Source organism: Paenibacillus sp. sgz302115, from assembly GCF_056120445.1.
The window spans coordinates 83,987-100,371 of record NZ_JBVYOK010000001.1; the positions used below are offsets into that span (position 1 = coordinate 83,987).

Sequence of the window (16,385 nt, forward strand, 5' to 3'; positions counted from 1 at the left end):
GTCTCTGTAGAATTCCTTATATTTCAAGCAAAAGGAACACCGGAGGCTAATGCTTCGGTGTTCCTTTTGCTAAGCGGACATATTCATTTGAGTGAAACGGGTTTAAACGGCACAACCGTGGACACGGCTGATTTAAAAAGCACATTCTGTTTGCCGTCGCCCTGGCCCTCCAAAGTGATGGTATAGGCATCATAAGAGGTTACAAGTCCCTGCATTTTGACTCCGTTGGTTGTAAAGATCGTCACGGGAACCTTGGTTGAGATACATTGATTCAACAAGCGCTCCTGCAATTTTAGAGGTTCCACTATGGCAGCACTCCATCTTTTTATAAATTGACTTCATGTAACATTATACCACGGGGAAGCCCGACTCTGAAAATACGCTCAAACGGCTTAGACATAGACAAGGGGGAAGTTATGTTGCAAAATCAATACTGGTCCAGAGGTTTTCGCTTTTTTTTATGGTTTATGCTAGCTTTTATGGTGATTGCTGTATTTGTGAAGCTGGACAGGATCGCGTTCTTCGATAACTCAATTATTCATGCTGTACAATCGGCGGAATCGCCTGCGCTCACTTCACTGGCGAAAGGATTGTCCCTGGTCGGCTCCTCCAAGCTGGCGGTCGGGATTTCCCTGCTGGCGATGGCGCTGCTCTTTTTTGTACTGAAGCACCGTATGGAGCTGGTGTTGTTCCTGGCGGTCGGGTTAGGCTCACAGCTGCTGAACACAATGATGAAAGGATGGTTTCACCGGGAAAGACCGAGTATTCACCGGCTGATCGAACAGGCGGGGTACAGCTTTCCAAGCGGCCATTCGATGGCTGCCTTTTCCCTGTATGGTGTGCTTGCTTATTTGCTCTGGCGGCATATGCGGAACAGACGGGAACGAAGCGTGCTTATTGTATTCACAGTTCTCATGACGGGGGGCATCGGCTGGAGCCGCATCTATTTGGGGGTGCACTACCCGAGCGATGTCATTGGGGGATATGCAGCCAGCGGAGCCTGGCTTATGTTGTGCATCGCTATTTTTGAGGCTTACCGCAATTCCAGAAAGCTAAAGCTGGCATAAGAAAAGCGGATACCCGCGAGTAGCCCGCAGGGTGTCCGCATGTTTTTAAGACGCTTGCCTGCATCCATCAAGGAGTTTTTGCAGACTTCTCTGAGGTCTTGGATTCATGGAATTTCTCGGCATGGCTAATATTGAGCTTCAGCAGAGCGGGCAGCCCTTCCTTCAGCTTATTGGCTTCAGCTTGGGTAAGACGGCCATTCTTTATGGCTTCCTCAAGCCGAGGACTTGCTGCTTCGCTAAGCTTCTGAAGGTACTGCTCCTCGCTCCAGCCTTTTTTCTCCCGGGCCAGTGTGTAGAGAGTTTTTCCCGACTTCAGGCTGCGGACAATCTCTGCACGGTCCATTTCGAGCAATTTGGACGTTTCGTTAAGGATGAAATATCCTCCCGCCCGGAAGCCTCTCTCTTTGCCGGAAGGGTGGCGGTGTTCCGACTTAGCGTGAAACGCCTTATCCGGCGCAGCGGAAGGTAATCTGCCGGCAGCACTCTCTGCAAAAGACGCAGCTTGCGCCAAGCCGAGCAGAATTGCTGCGACAATTATTTTTGTGATATGGTTGCTCATAGATTCACCTCGTCTGCTGTAATGGGTAAATATGTCTGTACCTGTATAGAAATGACCTGAATCACATCAATCTATACATAATTCAGTGAAGCCTATGCTCACCATACTTCGAGGAGGGTTATAATTTGGCCTTTGGCGCCCGCGTACTCAAAACAGGATTGGCCGTGACACTTGCCCTTTATTTATCCATTCTGCTGAAGTTCCCTGCTCCGGCAGGTGCGGCCATTGCGGCGATTTTTGCCATGCAGCCTTCCATTTACAGATCGTGGAGATATTTTTTGGACCAGATTCTTACCAGCACGATGGGGGCGATTCTGGCTCTGCTGGGGGAAATGCTGCTGTCCAACAAGCCGATTGCGGTAGGTTTGGTATGTATCCTCGTGATCATGATCAGTATGAAAATGAAACGGGCCGATACCATCGGCCTGACGCTCGTAACCGTCATTTCAGTGATGGATGCCTCAGGGCAGTGGCAGTTTGCATTGACCCGCTTTTTGCTTACAATGACGGGCATTGTAGCCGCATTTATAATTAATATTACCGTTTTTCCGCCAAAGCCGCGCAAGCAGTATATCCAGCAGATTGAGAATGTGTTTGGCAGCCTGTCGCTGCTGCTGCGGACGGCGGTGTCGCATGAAATGAAGGAAAGTGTCTTCCGCGACGAGAAAAAAACACTGGAGGATTCCATCAAGTCGCTTGCGGATAAATACGCCTTGTTCGAGGAAGAGCAGAAGCAGCTTGGGAGCGCTAAATTCAGCGAGACCCGGCAAATGGTTGTCTACAAGAATCTGCTCACTTCCCTGCAGAAGGGCTTCGAGGTGCTTGAGGCGGTGGACCGGCATTATTTCCAGGCAGAACGGACGGAACGGACGGATGAGCTGTTCGACCGTCATTTGGAGCAGCTCATTAAATATCATGAGACGATTCTGCTTAAATTCGAGAACAAGCTGAAGCCGGGAGCGAGTGAGACTAATCCGCTGGGGAATGATAATGACAGCTTTCTGGAGGAGGCAATCAAGAGCTATGACGCTGAGAAATCCGGGCAGTTGCGGTTGTCCGTAGTAGCGGCAGCGATCTATGACTACGGGTATCAGCTCGAGCGCCTTGACAAGCTGGCTGACCAGATCAACCGGCTGCCGGCGAATGAAAAAGATTAAGGGGATGAATTGCAGTGGAGAAACATGATAGTGAATGGATAGAGGAACAGGAGCGGGTAACAGGGGTCACAAGGCTGTTGTCGGCCCATATCCGGCGGCTGTCCGAGGAGCTTGGTCTTCACCGCAGCGATGTCGTGGATATGCGCAAGGATTTCTGGGAAGAGGTTACGGTGAACTTCAGCAGCCCGGATGATCTGGGGGAAACCTCGACAAGCCTGCGGCAGCAGTCCCAAATCCTGAACGAACGTGAGCGCCATCATCTGCAGTCGAGCAAAGCGCTTAAAAAATATAAAAAGCTGGTGTTATCGCCTTATTTCGGCCGGATTGATTTCTCGGAGGCCCCTGATGGAGAAGCGGAGAAGATCTATCTGGGCATCGGTTCGCTGATGGAGGACGATGGCACTTTCCTGATTTACGACTGGCGGGCGCCGATCTCCAGCCTGTATTACGATGGGGCGCCGGGTCCGGCTTCATATGATACTCCGGGTGGTCTCGTGACCGGAACGATGGAACTGAAACGCCAGTTTGTCATTGACAACGGCAATATTGAGGTTATGTTCGATACGGGAGTAACCATTGGCGATGAGCTGCTCCAGCAGGTGCTCAGCCACAGTGCAGATGACCGGATGAAGAGTATCGTGGCGACCATCCAGAAGGAGCAGAACGCGATCATCCGCAATGACAAAAGCCGGATGCTGGTGGTCCAGGGGGCTGCCGGCAGCGGGAAAACCTCAGCTGCGCTGCAGCGTGTGGCATACCTTCTTTACAAATACCGTGAGGTGCTGCAGGCCGATCAGATGCTGCTCTTCTCGCCGAATCCGCTGTTCAACAGCTATGTGTCCACTGTTCTGCCCGAGCTTGGTGAAGAAAATATGCAGCAGACCACCTTCCAGATGTATCTGGAGCACCGGCTGGGCCAGGAGTTTCAGCTTGAGGATGTCTTTAGCCAGACCGAAAGTCTGCTGAATGCGCCTGAAGGGTCTGATGCTGCCACGCGCCGCGAAGGGATTACTTATAAATCCTCTGTGCAGTTCCTGAGTGTCATCCGCCGCTATGTCAATTTGCTGGAGCGTGAGGGAATGCTCTTTAAGCCCCTTATGTTTCAAGGCCAGGCTGTTGTTGGCAAAGAAGAGATGGAACGGCAGTTCTATTCCTATGATGCCAACATCACACTGGCGAACCGGATAGAGCTGATGACAGGCTGGCTGCTCAAAAAAATCGCTGCATTCAGCATGGAAGAACGAAATGCCGCTTGGGTGGAGGATCAAATCGAGCTGCTGGATTCCAGCGAGTATCAGCGCGCCTACCAGACGATGCGCCGCAAGGGCGGCGGGCATAATGAGAGCTTTGATGATTTCGATACCGAAAAAAGCCTGCTGGCCAGATATATCGTCAGCCAGCGCCTGAAGCCGCTGCGCGGCTGGACCAAGCGCGGACGGTTCGTGGATGTCAAAGCGCTGTACTGCCGGCTTTTTCAAGACCGTGAGCTTATGGAGAGTCTGGACAGCGGCAGGGAGCTTCCCGAGGCTTGGGATGATATTTGCAGACAAACCGTGGAATCCATAAATATGAATGAGCTGGCCTATGAAGATGCCACGCCTTTTCTATATCTAAAAGAATTAAGCCAAGGCTTCCGCACTAATACACAGATCCGCCATGTCATTGTTGATGAAGTGCAGGATTATTCCCCGTTCCAGCTGGAGTTCATGCGCCGCTTGTTCCCGCGGGCCAAAATGACCGTGCTCGGCGACCTGAATCAGGCGATCTACGCGCAAGGGGAGGTATTGGGCGAGCTGGCTGGACTGGTCAGCATCTATGGTGCGGAGAATACGGAAGTGGTCTCATTGACCCGCAGCTACCGCTCCACCTATGAGATCGTAGAGTTCACGCGGGCAATGATTCCCGGAGGAGAGAAGATTGTGCCGTTCAACCGGCGGGGAGAGTCCCCGCTGCTGACTGTGGTAGACACTGAGGAAAAGCTGCTGGCTTCGGTGGAGCAGGATGTGCTTGATTTGCATTCCCAAGGCTATCATTATGTGGCAGTGATCTGCAAAACAGCGGAGGAGAGCGCACGTGTGCATGCCAAGCTGCAGAACAGCCTGCCGGTGAGACTGGTTACCAAGGATACTCCTAATTTTCAAAAGGGTACTTTGGTGCTTCCTGCGTACCTGGCCAAAGGCGTGGAATTCGATGCCGTCATTATTTACGATGGATCAGAAGAAAGATATGGCCGCGAAAGCGAACGGAAGCTGTTCTATACCGCTTGTACACGGGCGATGCATTTGCTCCACATCTACAGTCTGGGACAGCCCAATCACTTCCTGCCTGCGGAAGCCCGCGAGTCTGTGGCTGCGGGAATGCGTCCGCTGTAACGCTTAACGAGCAGAATCGCACTGTAGATCAGGAGCAGAAGCAGCGGAGCCAGCGCTGAGTAACGGTACATGGCAGCGTAGCTGGTATACAGGGCGATTGAACCCAGTATCATGGAGCCAATCGCTACTCCAAGGTCCAGAGAATTGAAGAACATGCCGTTGGCCATTCCGCGCTGGCGGGGCTCTACGGATTGGATCATCCAGGTCTGCAGTGCAGGCTGCATCGAGCCGAAGCCAAGACCGTAGCATAATGCCGCCGGTAAAAGCGCGAAGGTCGTAGTAGCAAAAGAGAGCAGCAGCAAGCCTCCAATGATGAACAGGCTGCCGGGAATCAGCAGAGCTGCCGGACCGTAGCGGTCGAAAATTTTACCGGATAACGGCCGCACAATAACAATGGCAATCACATTGAACATAAAGAAGTAGGCGATATGCTCCAGGTGAACCTCGGCCCCGTAGAGAGCAAGAAATCCGAGCAGCCCCCCGTAGGAAATGGAGAGCAGGAAATTCAGCAGGCTAGGAATCAGCAGTCTGCGGAAGGCTCCGCCCTTAGTTTCCGGCAGCTTGGCTGCGGCGGGCTCTTTGTGATGTGCCGGGAGCTTCGTGCTTAAGCGGTATCCCAGAGGAAAGATCAGCGCAAGTACCACAGAAGTAGAGAGCAGCAGCGAGATAAAGCCCGGACCTTGCAGCAGGCTGAGTCCGATCAGCGGGCCGACAGACATCGCCACGCTGGTGGATAAGCCGAAATAGCCCATGCCCTCACCCATCCGGCGGATAGGGATAATATCGGAGGCCATCGTCGGAAAGGCGGTGCTGGCCATGCCAAAGCCGATGCCGAACAGCATGCGCAGCAGCAGGAACACAGGCATGCTTCCGGCCCAGTAATAGCCGATTACGGCAACTAGTATTACTGCCAGTCCAAGGAAGATCAGCAAATTGCGCCCGCCGTGCTCTAATGCCTTGGCTGAGAAGAGGCGGGAAGCGATGGCGCTTAGCGCGAAGAGACTGGTGACAAGACTAACCTGTACGGAAGAAGCGTGGAGCGCCCCTTCAGCATAAGCGGGGAGTGTAGAGAGGGTCATCTGCAGACCGGTGAACAGCAGCAGATTGCATAGGGTTAGAATGATAAATGATTGGGTCCATAGTCGTTCAGATGATTGATTCAAGTGGTTCTTCTCCTATTCATGTGTTGAATTTCCGGTGTTGTGGTAGATCAGTTCCAGCATACTGCGGAGTTCTTCAAGCTGTTCCGGATTCAGCCCTTTAACGGCTGCTGCAACGGCCTGTTGCTCCAGGGACAAAGTGCTGTCAATCAGCGCTTTCCCTTCATCTGTGGCATAGAGCTGGAAAGCACGGCGGTCCGTGGGACTCATCGTTTTTAGGATAAAGCCTTTTTTCTGCAGCAATTCTACAATTCGGGCGGTTGTCGGCTGGTCCTTGGCAGCCTCGGCTGCAAGCTCCTTCTGATTGATGCCTTCACGGTCACAGATTATGAGGAGAGTGGACCATTGTTCAGGGGTAATGTCGTAGGGCTTCAGCACCCGGGCAAAACTATTGGCAATCCTCCGGTGGGTCGAGCCCAGCAGAAACCCAAGGAATTGCTGAGGCGAGGGACGGGGCATAAGCATTCTCCTTTCAAAAATACTTGTCATGACAATTATAATTAAGACAAGTAAATTGGTCAATACAAAACAAAAAAGCTTCCCTCCACAGATGCAGAGAGAAGCTTCGAAGATAAAGCTGAATTTGTTAGGCTTGAGGAACCTTTTCCCAGTCCTTCAGGAAACGCTCGATGCCGTTATCTGTCAGCGGGTGCTTCCAGAGGGAAGGCAGCAGCGAGCCTGGAATTGTGGCGATATGTGCGCCGGCAATGGCTGCTTGCTCCACATGGGCAATATTGCGGATGCTGGCGGCGATAATTTCCGATTTCAGGCCGTAGTTGCTCAGAATCGTCTTCAGATCGGAGATCAGCTTCATGCCGTCAACGCCGATATCATCCAGACGCCCAACGAATGGGCTAATATAAGTAGCGCCAGCTTTGGCGGCCATCAGGCCTTGAGCAGCGGAGAAGATTAGGGTAACGTTGGTTTTGATGCCTTTTTTGGTTAATTCATAGCAGGCTTCCAGACCATCTTCGGTCATCGGGAGCTTGATCACGACATTTGGTGCCCATTCGGCGATTTCGTAAGCTTCCTTGAGCATTTCTTCGGCTTTCAGGCCAATAACCTCTGCGCTGACCGGACCCGGCACAATTGCAACGATTTCTTTGATTACGTCTTTGAACAGTCTGCCTTCTTTGGCAATCAGCGACGGGTTCGTCGTAACGCCATCCACTAATCCGAGGCGGGTAATACGTTTGATTTCTTCAATATTTCCGGTATCCAAGAAAAACTTCATTTCGTGGTATCCTCCCTTGGTTTCATATGGATTGACAAACAGTATGCACGACTTCATTATGAATCATGCTGCCTGAAGTTTCAACTGTTAATATGAATATTTCAAAATAACTTTTTAGAATGCGCCGAAAAAGTTATGATCTGCTAGTTTGGCCCATTCCCCGGTGTGTTCTCTACGTGATAATATAGAAGCGGTATTGCCTATAATGCTGAAATGACAGGTGATTGGAATGATGATTTTATTCGCGGGGGCTGTTCTGTTTCTGTTATTTGCTGCCGGAGTCATGGCCTACCAGAACAGCAAGCTGCTCTCCAGGCAAGAGGCCGAGGAATCTGCCGGGCGCATCAGCAGTTTAATGTACTCCGTCTACCATCAGTCCTTTGCGGACAATGAAGACCGGGCGGAAGCCGTTCCCTTGTTTCAGTTCACTGTGCGTTCGGAGACGGATGGGGTGCTCTCCGCAGGAGAAGCCGATAAGACGATTGCGCTGTGCCGTGTTCCGGCAGGCAGCGGTGAGATGGCGCTTTCGGGCGCGCAGAGCTGGATGCTGGGCAGCATTCGTCAGGCTATACCGCGCGGTGAGCGGATTATGCCTGCTTCTTTCCCGGACAATGCGGTCCGCAAGGGGGAGAAGGAGCTGATCACCCGGCTTGAAGCTGCGGTGAAGGAGGAAACCGAACATGCTAGTCTTCATTAACAGCATGCCGGAGTTTCAGCCCTATTTATAATGATTGCGAGAATAAAAGGATGATATGGAGGAGAAAGTATGGCAACCGGTGCGGAAGTGAATTTTGAGGTGGTTGATCCCGAGAACCGGGATTTGCGGGCGTTAATCGAACGTCTGGATGTCGAGCTGAAATCACGGTATCCGCATGAGACCATTTATGTTGTTGATTTCTCCGATCCGAAGGTACGGGAAATGATCTTCGTGGTCGCTTATTCGGAAGACAAGCCTGTAGGCTGCGGAGGGTTGCGCCCTCTTGCTCCAGACCATGCTGTAATGGAATTGAAGCGGTTCTACGTGGACCCGGATACCCGCAAGCGGGGGATTGCGAACAAAATGCTGCTGAACCTGGAACAGAAGGCTATAGCAGCAGGCTGCGGAGAGATTAGACTGGAGACAGGCATCAAACAGCCGGAAGCGATAGCGCTCTATGAGAAGCACGGCTACCGGCCGATTGAATTGTTCGGTCCTTACATAGGCGATCCCGATAGCCTTTGTTACGGTAAAATGTTGATTTGAAGCATACTAAGCGTGATATTTGCCGGTGGGCGCGTTCAGCACCCATTCCAGCATCAGGATCATATCCTCGAGCCGGGTAAGCTGGGCATTCAGCGGTTCCCGCTGCGGATTATCTGCAGCCAGCGGAGCCAGACGGGACTCCAAGGATCTGCGCTGGAGCGTCAGTTCATTGATTTTGGCTTGGATCTGGTGTTCGGTTCTCATCTTGGATTCCTCCTGGCGGTTTGTTGGCATCTAGCTCTTCTACTTGGAACATTATAACGGATAATATGGGGGTAATAAAATGAGTATCAATGTGAAACAGCTTGCAGCGGAAAAAGCGGTGGAGTATGTAGAGGATGGCATGAAGGTCGGTCTGGGCACCGGCTCAACGGCGTACTATGCAATCCGCAAGCTGGGCGAGCGGGTGAAGGCTGGGCTGAAGATCACGGCTGTCGCAACCTCACAGGCATCGGAGGAGCAGGCCCGTGAGCTGGGCATTCCGCTGGTTGCCTTCGGCGATATTGACGGTCTGGACCTGACGATTGACGGAGCGGATGAGCTTGACCAGGAGCTGCAGCTCATTAAGGGCGGTGGCGGCGCCCTGCTGCGTGAAAAAATTGTTGCCCGCAACAGCACGCGGATGATTGTGATTGCCGACGAGAGCAAAGCTGTGGGCACGCTTGGCAAATTTCCGTTGCCGGTGGAAGTCGTTCCCTTTGCCTGGGAATGGACGGTTGCTGAGCTGACCAAGCTGGGCTGCAAGGTAGAACTGCGGCGCAGCGGGGATGAGCTGTATAAGACGGATAACGGGAATTACATCGCGGATTGCCGTTTTGGAGTGATTGCCTCGGCTCCTGAGCTGGCCCTATCCCTGCAGAGCATCACTGGCGTTGTAGAGCATGGGCTGTTCATCGGTATTGCTGACCTGGCAATTATCGCGAAACAAGACGGCAGCATTGAAATTGTAAAGCGTGAGAGCAATCTCTAGTTCAACGAAGCGAAGAGGCGCAGGGACCCGGACTAAGGAGCGAATGATGCAGCTGCGCGGGATCTGGAAGGGACTTGTGGCGGTTCTGCTGATTGTCTACACCGCCACACTAGTCTACTGGATGTTTCTCGGGTTTGGACGAACCGTACATACAGAGGGACCGTTCCAGTATAACCTTGTACCGCTGAGAACCGTGCGCTTGTACTTTGATCTGGGTAATGGAGTGTCCTTTTCCATGAGGCTGATAAATTTGCTGGGCAACGTAGCAGTATTTGCTCCTTACGGCCTGCTGCTGCCCTTGCTGATACGGCGTCTGCAATCCTTTATCCGGCTGGCGCTTCTTGCGATTCCGGGTATTCTGGTGCTTGAGACCATGCAGATGCTGCTGCGCGTCGGCAGCTTTGACATCGACGATTTGCTGCTTAATTTGCTGGGAGTGTGGATTGGGTACGGTTTACTTTTGATAATTGCACATACCCGAATTTTCAAAAGGTAGGCTGGCATCGTGATCAAATGTTGTATAGCTATAGTGAAGGAGAACAGATAAATATGCTTGTTGATCTGAAGCAACATATAGAGACGGATGAAGTGAAGGAGCTTCTGAGCTATGCCGTAATTGATGAGCCGGATGCGCTGTGGCGTGCTTCAGCCGAATATGGCAGCAAGGCGGCACAGCAGCTCTGCGGCTGGGAAGAAGAGGGGCTGCTGGTGGGACTGGTGGGTTTTGAAGAAACCGAGGACGGGTCTCTTGAAATCCGCCACATTGCCGTTCTTCCGGAGAATAGAGGAAAAGGCTACGCTCGCGGTATGATTCTGGAGCTGCTGGCGGCGAGAAATCCGCGGTATTTGCTGGCAGAGACGGAGGACGAGATAGCCGCGGACTTTTACCGTAATCTGGGATTCATGGTATACAGTCTTGGAGAGAATCCTGCTGGAATCGAAATGTTCCGCTGCGTGTATGAGGTCGAGGAGGCCGAGGACGAAGAATAAAAGGGAATGTAATATGAGCCATTTCGCATATAGATGCGGAGTGGCTTTTTTTCAGAAAACTAATTGACTTTTACAGTGGCAAACCATATAGTTTTACTGTGAAACTATTCTATACATGAACTATTTTTCACAAAAGGAGGTGCACCCTTTGAACAAGGAGATACAGCTTTGGATTGACCGCTATGTGGACGCTTATATGATAGTGACCCGACAAATTCAGGCACAGATCAGGGAGAGTATGACTGAGGGCTTGACCAACGACCAGTTTCAGATCCTGCGGCTGATTAACAGCCAGGAGCCTTGTACTTCAACTTTTCTGGCGGAAGCTGTAGCAGTAGGAAAAAGCTCGATTACCGCGATCATCAACAGGCTGGTAGAAGCCGAGCTGATTGAACGGACCCGTGATGAAAGTGACCGCCGCCAGGTGTATCTGTCACTGACAGACAAGGGCAGAAGCAGATATCACACCGCGGAGAAACAGGTCCATGAGATCATCTCCCCATATTTTGCCCATTTCAATAAGCCGGATATCGAGAAGTTCATTGCGATGTTTGAGAGGCTGGCATTTCTAATGCAGGAAACGGGAGGTAAAGCGAATTGAAGACCATACTTAAAGCAAGATGGGCTATTATTGCCGTGTGGATCGCCGCAGCGGTTGTATTATTTTTGAACGCTCCGGCCATGTCCGATCTGGTGCGTGAGAAGGGGCAAATCAGTGTTCCGGACGGCTATAGCTCTACAAGAGCTGCTGAAATTATGAGGGAAGTGGCCAAGGCCAAAGGCGGGGAAACCCTGCACCAGGTTGCGCTTGTATTTAACAAGCCGGGCGGCCTTACCGCTGAAGATACAGCGAGCATTAAGCAGGGGATTGAGAAGCTTGCGGCGCAGAAGGATGCGCTGGAGATCGACTCGATTACCGATCCTTTTTCCCAGGAGGAATTGAAGGACACGCTGATTGCCAAGGACGGCAAGACGTTAATGGCTGCGCTGATGGTCAAAGGCGGGGATGAAGCTGTCAAAAAGCTGCCGGATCAGGTGAATGAGCTGCTGAGCGGTGTGAGCGCTGATCACTATCTGACCAGTGAAGGGCTGATCACAGAGGATACGATTGTCAGCTCGGAAGCCGGACTGAAGAAATCGGAATACATTACTGTTGTCTTTATATTGCTGATTCTGTTCATCGTGTTCCGTTCGTTCGTAGCGCCGTTTGTGCCGCTATTGACCGTGGGACTGAGCTATATTGTGTCACAATCCGTGGTGGCGTTCCTGGTGGACCGCTATGATTTTCCTTTATCGACGTTTACGCAAATTTTTATGGTGGCCGTAATGTTCGGGATCGGGACGGATTACTGCATTCTGCTGATCAGCCGGTTCAAGGAAGAGCTGGCTACCGCTGAAGACACCAAGAGCGCCATTGTTGCTACTTACCGCAAGGCGGGCGGCACAGTGTTCTACTCCGGGCTTGCCGTATTTGTCGGCTTCCTGGCGATCGGGCTGTCCAAATTCATGCTCTACCGTTCGGCGGTGGCAGTGGCTGTAGGAATAGCTGTGATGCTGCTCGCACTTGTTACCGTGGTGCCTTTCTTTATGGCGTTATTGGGTAAAAAGCTGTTCTGGCCGTCACGCGGCAAGCTGGAGCACAGCGAGAGCCGGATTTGGGGGGCGGCAGGCTCCTTTTCCCTGAAAAGACCTTGGGCGGCGCTGCTGATTGTTGCGGTGATCGTTGTACCGTTTCTATTTACCTACAGCGGCAAGCTGTCTTTTAACAACATGGATGAAATCGGCTCGAACTATGCTTCGGTTAAAGGCTTTAATATTATCTCCGAAAGCTTCGGCCCAGGTGAATCCATGCCCGGCAAAATCGTGATTAAAAACGATGACCGCATGGACACTTCGGAATATATGGGACTTGCGGAGAAAATCAGCCGTGAGCTGGAAAAGGTGGATGGCGTCAAAGCAGTGCGCAGCATGTCGCGTCCAACCGGGGAGCAAATCAATGATTTCCTGATCCCGACTCAAGTGGCTACGCTCACTGACGGGCTGAATAAGAGTAATGAAGGGCTGACCAAGATTCAAACGGGTCTTGAAGAGGCAAGCAAGCAGCTTAAGGGAAATGAGCCGAAGCTGAATGAGGCGGTATCGGGCAGCGCGAAGCTGACGGAAGGTACTGCTGAGCTGAAAAAAGGCATCGACGCCCTTGGCGACGGCCTCTCGCGTATCGAGAAAGGCATCAATAGCGGCTCCGCCGGTGCCGGAGAGATAAAAGCCGGTCTGGCCCAGGCAGCAGCCAGCGCCAAGAAGCTGGCCGATGCCAATGCGGCGCTGCTGGCAGGCTACAAGAAAATCGGCGCAGGGCTGACAGCTCTGGACGGAGGGCTGGGGCAATTGCAGACCCAGCTTCAAGGGGTTGCAGCCGCACTGCAAGGCCTGGATGCTTCCTTTACCGGTCTGGAAGCGTCGCATCCTGATCTCCTGCAGGATGTGAACTACCAGACGATCAAAGGCACCGTAACGCAGAGCGGCACGGGAGCCGCGAAGCTTGCCGGAGGCCTCGGCCAAATCTCCGGACAGCTGGGGGGAGCTGCAGCAGGGCTAAACGAGGCGAATGCCGGCTACGCCAAAGCGGCTGCCGGACAGACCGCGCTGGCCCAAGGTCTTGATAAGCTGGTGGCGGGAATCGCCCAGCTGCAATCCGGTCTGAAGCAGGCGGCAGCGGGCCAAGGCCAGATTGTTGATAAGATTCCGGCCATTTCCGGAGGACTGAATGAGCTGCAGGGAGGACAACAGAAGCTGGCAGACGGCTTCGGCCAGCTAACCGGGCAGCTCGGCCAGTTGACCGATGGACTCAGCGACAGTGCCAGCGGCCTCAAGCAGATCACGGGCGGCCTTAATTCCGCACAGGATTACCTCAAGCAGATTCAGAACGCCAAGGACGATGAGCTGAGCGGCTTCCTGGTGCCGGAGCAAGCCATGAAAGCGGCTGACCTGCAGCGGGTATTCGATAATTATCTATCCGGTGACCGGAAGGTAATGACGCTGGATGTGGTATTCGCTGCGAATCCTTACAGCGAGAAGGCGATTAACAGCATCGAGGGTGTCCAGGCGGCGGTAGACCGCGCCGTCAAAGGCACGAAGCTGGAAAATGCCGAAACGGCTATCAGCGGTGTGAGCAGCACCTTCAGCGATTTGAAGAAAATATCCAACGAGGATTATACACGGACCGTTGTCCTGATGCTCGGCGGAATTTTCATCATCCTGGTACTGCTCTTGCGTTCGATTATTATGCCGCTGTATCTGATCATCTCACTTTTGATTACTTATTTTAGTGCGCTTGGGATCACTGAGGCAATCTTTGTTCACATGCTGGATTATTCGGGGATCACCTGGACCACGCCATTCTTCAGCTTCGTGATGCTGATCGCGCTCGGGGTGGATTACAGCATCTTCCTGATGGACCGCTTCAATGAGAACAAAACCTGGGATGTACGTGAGGCCATCCTGCACGCCATGCGCAACATGGGTACGGTAATTCTGTCAGCCGTAGTCATTCTAGGCGGAACCTTTGCCTCCATGTTTCCTTCCGGGGTGCTGTCCATGATGCAGATCGCTACAGTGGTGCTGTCCGGTCTTGCGCTGTACGCTCTGGTATTCCTGCCGTTCTTCGTGCCGGTTATGGTGCGGATGTTCGGCCGGGCCAACTGGTGGCCGTTCAGCGGATCAGCCTCTGATGACAAGCCGAAAACGCTGGATATGTAAATCTAAATGCAAGCAGGGCATACCGAAAAGCAAGCTCCGGGTCAGGGGCTTGCTTTTTGTCTTTTATTCGATGTAACCTTCTCTCCAGTCAACACATCTAATTAGCAGTCATGACGGCAAGGGGAGAATTGCAGAATTCTGCAGGACAGGAGGCTGGCCTTTGGATACCGGGCTAGAGAAGCAAGTAAGGCGCGCGCAGAGAGGAGACAATGAAGCATTTATCCAGCTTGTTCAGGGGCTCGAGCTGCAGATGTATCAAGTGGCAAAATCTATTGTGAAGAAAGATGAAGACTGTGCGGATGCGATGCAGGAAACAACAATAAAGGCGTTTAAATCTATCTCCAGCCTGAAGCAGCCGGAGTTTTTCAAAACATGGCTCTTTCGTATTTTAATTAACGAATGCAATATGATTTTGCGCAGACGTGTGCAGACGGTGGCGATGGCTGATCTGCCATCAGGAATAAATAATCCGCTATCGGTGGCGGAGAGTATGGACCTTCGTACCGCCGTGCTCCAGCTGGAGGAAATTACGCGCAACATTGTGATTTTGCACTATTATCAAGGTTTTCCGCTGCAATATATTGCTGACCTGCTGGAAATTTCGGAGAGCGCAGTGAAAACCAGACTGCACCGGGCCAGAAAAACATTATATGAGTGGCTCACGGACCCCGTGGAAAGGAAGATGAACGGATGAACCTGCAACAATTGGAGCAAGAGCTGGAGGGATTAAAAGATCAGAAGGATGAAGAGCTGCCGGAGCTGGTCAGATTCCGTATGGATGCAACTTACCAGTCCCTGAATGGCATAACGGCCTTACCCCGTTCCGCGTTCCGCAGACGAAGCTGGCTGCGGCGGGTACTGATTGCTGCCGCCAGTGTGGCAGCCGCAGTGATGTTGACGATCGGCCTGGGCTTTATTTCACCTGCAATGGCACAAACACTGAAGCAGCTGCCTTTTATGGAGAGTGTGTTCCGGCTTGCAGGTGACTCCGGGCTGAAGCAGGCGAGTGTTGCAGGCGTTACATCAGATACAGTGCAGAGTGTGACATACGGAGGATTGACACTGAGTGTATCGGAGCTGATGTATGATGGCAGCCGTTTGTCTCTGGTGTTGACGAGAAAAGAAGCTGACGGCGGAAATCAGTCGTTTGCAGAAAGGTGGAATGCCCGGGATCGGCAATTAGGGAAAACAGCGAATAATATTGATTTTTATATCAATGGGGAATTGGCCAATACGGCCTGGGGAATGTCTCCCGGGGGAGAAGCTGCTCCGGATTCCGTAATTGTTACGGCCTTGGAGTCACCCGGGCTGCATGTGCCGGAGGCGTTTGACTTCAAGATGGTGGTGTACCTTGCCGATATTGACCAATCCTTCACTTTTGAGCTGCCGGTAGAAAAGAAGTCGCTCCAAAGTATTGTGCTCACGCCTGAGGAAGTCAAAACCTTCGATCATATCAACCTGCATATTAAGCGCCTGGAGCTTAGCGGGACGACGATCCGGCTGCTCACTGAGGTTAAAGGCGCACCCGGCCAGGATATCAAAGAGCTCCAGGAGGCGATTCCGGATAAATATAAGGTAACCGGATTTCTGGACCTGTTTTTTGAAGTGATGAATGAACAGGGAGAGATAGCAGCGATGATTGGAGGTAACGGCAACGGAGAAGGGAATACCTTATCGAGCAGCAGCAGCTATGAGCCTTTTACAGCTATGCCGAAGTCGGTTGTCGTTAAGCCTTATATCTGGGCGGATGGCAGTAAGAAGTATATCCCTGAGCTTGAAATGACGATACCCGTGGAGTAAGCTAAAGAACCTCCGGTGCACATGTGTATGTGCAGAACCGGAGGTTCTTTGGCATATAGAGCTATGTAGCAGCAGAT

The 16,385-nt window shown here is 52.2% G+C and carries 18 protein-coding genes; 12 read left to right on the forward strand and 6 right to left on the reverse strand.

All coding sequences use genetic code 11. The annotated features are described in order from the left end of the window. Positions 1 to 83: 83 nt before the first annotated feature. Complete coding sequence (gene hfq / locus AC0LWN_RS00360; protein ID WP_019911399.1) at positions 84 to 305, reverse strand: RNA chaperone Hfq; 222 nt, start codon at positions 303 to 305, stop codon at positions 84 to 86. A gap of 111 nt (positions 306 to 416) precedes the next feature. Here hfq and AC0LWN_RS00365 point away from each other — a divergent pair, with 111 nt between their 5' ends. Next, positions 417 to 1,067: a phosphatase PAP2 family protein gene (locus tag AC0LWN_RS00365; RefSeq protein ID WP_474662686.1), complete on the forward strand. Its 651-nt coding sequence runs from the start codon at positions 417 to 419 to the stop codon at positions 1,065 to 1,067. A gap of 67 nt (positions 1,068 to 1,134) precedes the next feature. Here the strand turns inward: AC0LWN_RS00365 and AC0LWN_RS00370 are convergent, their stop codons facing one another. After that, positions 1,135 to 1,626, reverse strand: a complete 492-nt coding sequence (locus AC0LWN_RS00370; RefSeq protein WP_474662687.1) for a hypothetical protein — start codon at positions 1,624 to 1,626, stop codon at positions 1,135 to 1,137. A gap of 125 nt (positions 1,627 to 1,751) precedes the next feature. Between AC0LWN_RS00370 and AC0LWN_RS00375 the strand changes: the two genes are divergently transcribed. Both AC0LWN_RS00375 and helD read left to right on the forward strand, forming a co-directional pair. Next, a complete protein-coding gene (locus AC0LWN_RS00375; RefSeq protein WP_474662688.1) occupies positions 1,752 to 2,783 on the forward strand; it encodes an FUSC family protein in 1,032 nt (343 codons plus the stop codon). 14 nt (positions 2,784 to 2,797) lie between these two features. Then, on the forward strand, positions 2,798 to 5,155 hold the full coding sequence (helD, locus tag AC0LWN_RS00380) for an RNA polymerase recycling motor HelD (RefSeq protein WP_474662689.1): 2,358 nt from the start codon (positions 2,798 to 2,800) through the stop codon (positions 5,153 to 5,155). Here the strand turns inward: helD and AC0LWN_RS00385 are convergent. The 3 genes from AC0LWN_RS00385 to fsa form a co-directional block, all read right to left on the reverse strand. Beyond that, the gene (locus AC0LWN_RS00385) at positions 5,098 to 6,318 is read right to left on the reverse strand and encodes an MFS transporter (RefSeq protein WP_474662690.1); all 1,221 of its coding nucleotides are present in this window, start codon (positions 6,316 to 6,318) and stop codon (positions 5,098 to 5,100) included. The genes helD and AC0LWN_RS00385 overlap by 58 nt on opposite strands. A gap of 12 nt (positions 6,319 to 6,330) precedes the next feature. Beyond that, complete coding sequence (locus AC0LWN_RS00390; RefSeq protein ID WP_474662691.1) at positions 6,331 to 6,774, reverse strand: MarR family winged helix-turn-helix transcriptional regulator; 444 nt, start codon at positions 6,772 to 6,774, stop codon at positions 6,331 to 6,333. A 127-nt stretch (positions 6,775 to 6,901) separates the two neighbouring features. Further along, positions 6,902 to 7,549 carry a fructose-6-phosphate aldolase gene (gene fsa / locus AC0LWN_RS00395; RefSeq protein WP_474662692.1) on the reverse strand — a complete coding sequence of 216 codons (648 nt, stop codon included), beginning with the start codon at positions 7,547 to 7,549 and terminating at the stop codon, positions 6,902 to 6,904. A 229-nt stretch (positions 7,550 to 7,778) separates the two neighbouring features. On the opposite strand from fsa, the gene AC0LWN_RS00400 reads away from it, so the two are divergent. Further along, positions 7,779 to 8,246: a hypothetical protein gene (locus AC0LWN_RS00400; RefSeq protein WP_474662693.1), complete on the forward strand. Its 468-nt coding sequence runs from the start codon at positions 7,779 to 7,781 to the stop codon at positions 8,244 to 8,246. A gap of 69 nt (positions 8,247 to 8,315) precedes the next feature. Next, on the forward strand, positions 8,316 to 8,792 hold the full coding sequence (locus tag AC0LWN_RS00405) for a GNAT family N-acetyltransferase (protein WP_474662694.1): 477 nt from the start codon (positions 8,316 to 8,318) through the stop codon (positions 8,790 to 8,792). Positions 8,793 to 8,798: 6 nt separating this feature from the next. Here the strand turns inward: AC0LWN_RS00405 and AC0LWN_RS00410 are convergent, their stop codons facing one another. Next, the gene (locus AC0LWN_RS00410; protein ID WP_458965763.1) at positions 8,799 to 8,996 is read right to left on the reverse strand and encodes a hypothetical protein; all 198 of its coding nucleotides are present in this window, start codon (positions 8,994 to 8,996) and stop codon (positions 8,799 to 8,801) included. 85 nt (positions 8,997 to 9,081) lie between these two features. Between AC0LWN_RS00410 and rpiA the strand changes: the two genes are divergently transcribed. From rpiA to AC0LWN_RS00445, 7 genes are all read left to right on the forward strand, one after another. Continuing rightward, the gene (rpiA, locus tag AC0LWN_RS00415; RefSeq protein ID WP_474663537.1) at positions 9,082 to 9,762 is read left to right on the forward strand and encodes a ribose-5-phosphate isomerase RpiA; all 681 of its coding nucleotides are present in this window, start codon (positions 9,082 to 9,084) and stop codon (positions 9,760 to 9,762) included. A gap of 43 nt (positions 9,763 to 9,805) precedes the next feature. After that, complete coding sequence (locus AC0LWN_RS00420) at positions 9,806 to 10,258, forward strand: VanZ family protein (protein WP_474662695.1); 453 nt, start codon at positions 9,806 to 9,808, stop codon at positions 10,256 to 10,258. Positions 10,259 to 10,311: 53 nt separating this feature from the next. Further along, on the forward strand, positions 10,312 to 10,752 hold the full coding sequence (locus tag AC0LWN_RS00425; protein ID WP_474662696.1) for a GNAT family N-acetyltransferase: 441 nt from the start codon (positions 10,312 to 10,314) through the stop codon (positions 10,750 to 10,752). Positions 10,753 to 10,900: 148 nt separating this feature from the next. Further along, on the forward strand, positions 10,901 to 11,353 hold the full coding sequence (locus AC0LWN_RS00430) for a MarR family winged helix-turn-helix transcriptional regulator (protein ID WP_458965760.1): 453 nt from the start codon (positions 10,901 to 10,903) through the stop codon (positions 11,351 to 11,353). Then, complete coding sequence (locus AC0LWN_RS00435) at positions 11,350 to 14,508, forward strand: MMPL family transporter (RefSeq protein ID WP_474662697.1); 3,159 nt, start codon at positions 11,350 to 11,352, stop codon at positions 14,506 to 14,508. Before AC0LWN_RS00430 ends, AC0LWN_RS00435 begins: the two co-directional genes overlap by 4 nt. Before the next feature lie 160 nt (positions 14,509 to 14,668). Beyond that, positions 14,669 to 15,202 (forward strand): sigma-70 family RNA polymerase sigma factor, encoded by a 534-nt coding sequence (locus tag AC0LWN_RS00440; RefSeq protein ID WP_474662698.1) that lies wholly within the window; start codon positions 14,669 to 14,671, stop codon positions 15,200 to 15,202. Next, entirely contained in the window at positions 15,199 to 16,308 is a 1,110-nt protein-coding gene (locus AC0LWN_RS00445) for a DUF4179 domain-containing protein (protein WP_474662699.1), read from the forward strand. Before AC0LWN_RS00440 ends, AC0LWN_RS00445 begins: the two co-directional genes overlap by 4 nt. Positions 16,309 to 16,385 lie beyond the last annotated feature (77 nt).

What these genes read in the sequence shown, in the direction of transcription:
- AC0LWN_RS00365 (WP_474662686.1), top strand. Translation starts at nt 417, where the DNA reads ATGTTGCAAAATCAATACTGGTCCAGAGGTTTTCGCTTTTTTTTATGG.
- AC0LWN_RS00370 (WP_474662687.1), bottom strand. Translation starts at nt 1,626, where the DNA reads ATGAGCAACCATATCACAAAAATAATTGTCGCAGCAATTCTGCTCGGC.
- AC0LWN_RS00390 (WP_474662691.1), bottom strand. Translation starts at nt 6,774, where the DNA reads ATGCCCCGTCCCTCGCCTCAGCAATTCCTTGGGTTTCTGCTGGGCTCG.
- fsa (WP_474662692.1), bottom strand. Translation starts at nt 7,549, where the DNA reads ATGAAGTTTTTCTTGGATACCGGAAATATTGAAGAAATCAAACGTATT.
- AC0LWN_RS00400 (WP_474662693.1), top strand. Translation starts at nt 7,779, where the DNA reads ATGATGATTTTATTCGCGGGGGCTGTTCTGTTTCTGTTATTTGCTGCC.
- AC0LWN_RS00405 (WP_474662694.1), top strand. Translation starts at nt 8,316, where the DNA reads ATGGCAACCGGTGCGGAAGTGAATTTTGAGGTGGTTGATCCCGAGAAC.
- AC0LWN_RS00410 (WP_458965763.1), bottom strand. Translation starts at nt 8,996, where the DNA reads ATGAGAACCGAACACCAGATCCAAGCCAAAATCAATGAACTGACGCTC.
- AC0LWN_RS00420 (WP_474662695.1), top strand. Translation starts at nt 9,806, where the DNA reads ATGATGCAGCTGCGCGGGATCTGGAAGGGACTTGTGGCGGTTCTGCTG.
- AC0LWN_RS00425 (WP_474662696.1), top strand. Translation starts at nt 10,312, where the DNA reads ATGCTTGTTGATCTGAAGCAACATATAGAGACGGATGAAGTGAAGGAG.
- AC0LWN_RS00445 (WP_474662699.1), top strand. Translation starts at nt 15,199, where the DNA reads ATGAACCTGCAACAATTGGAGCAAGAGCTGGAGGGATTAAAAGATCAG.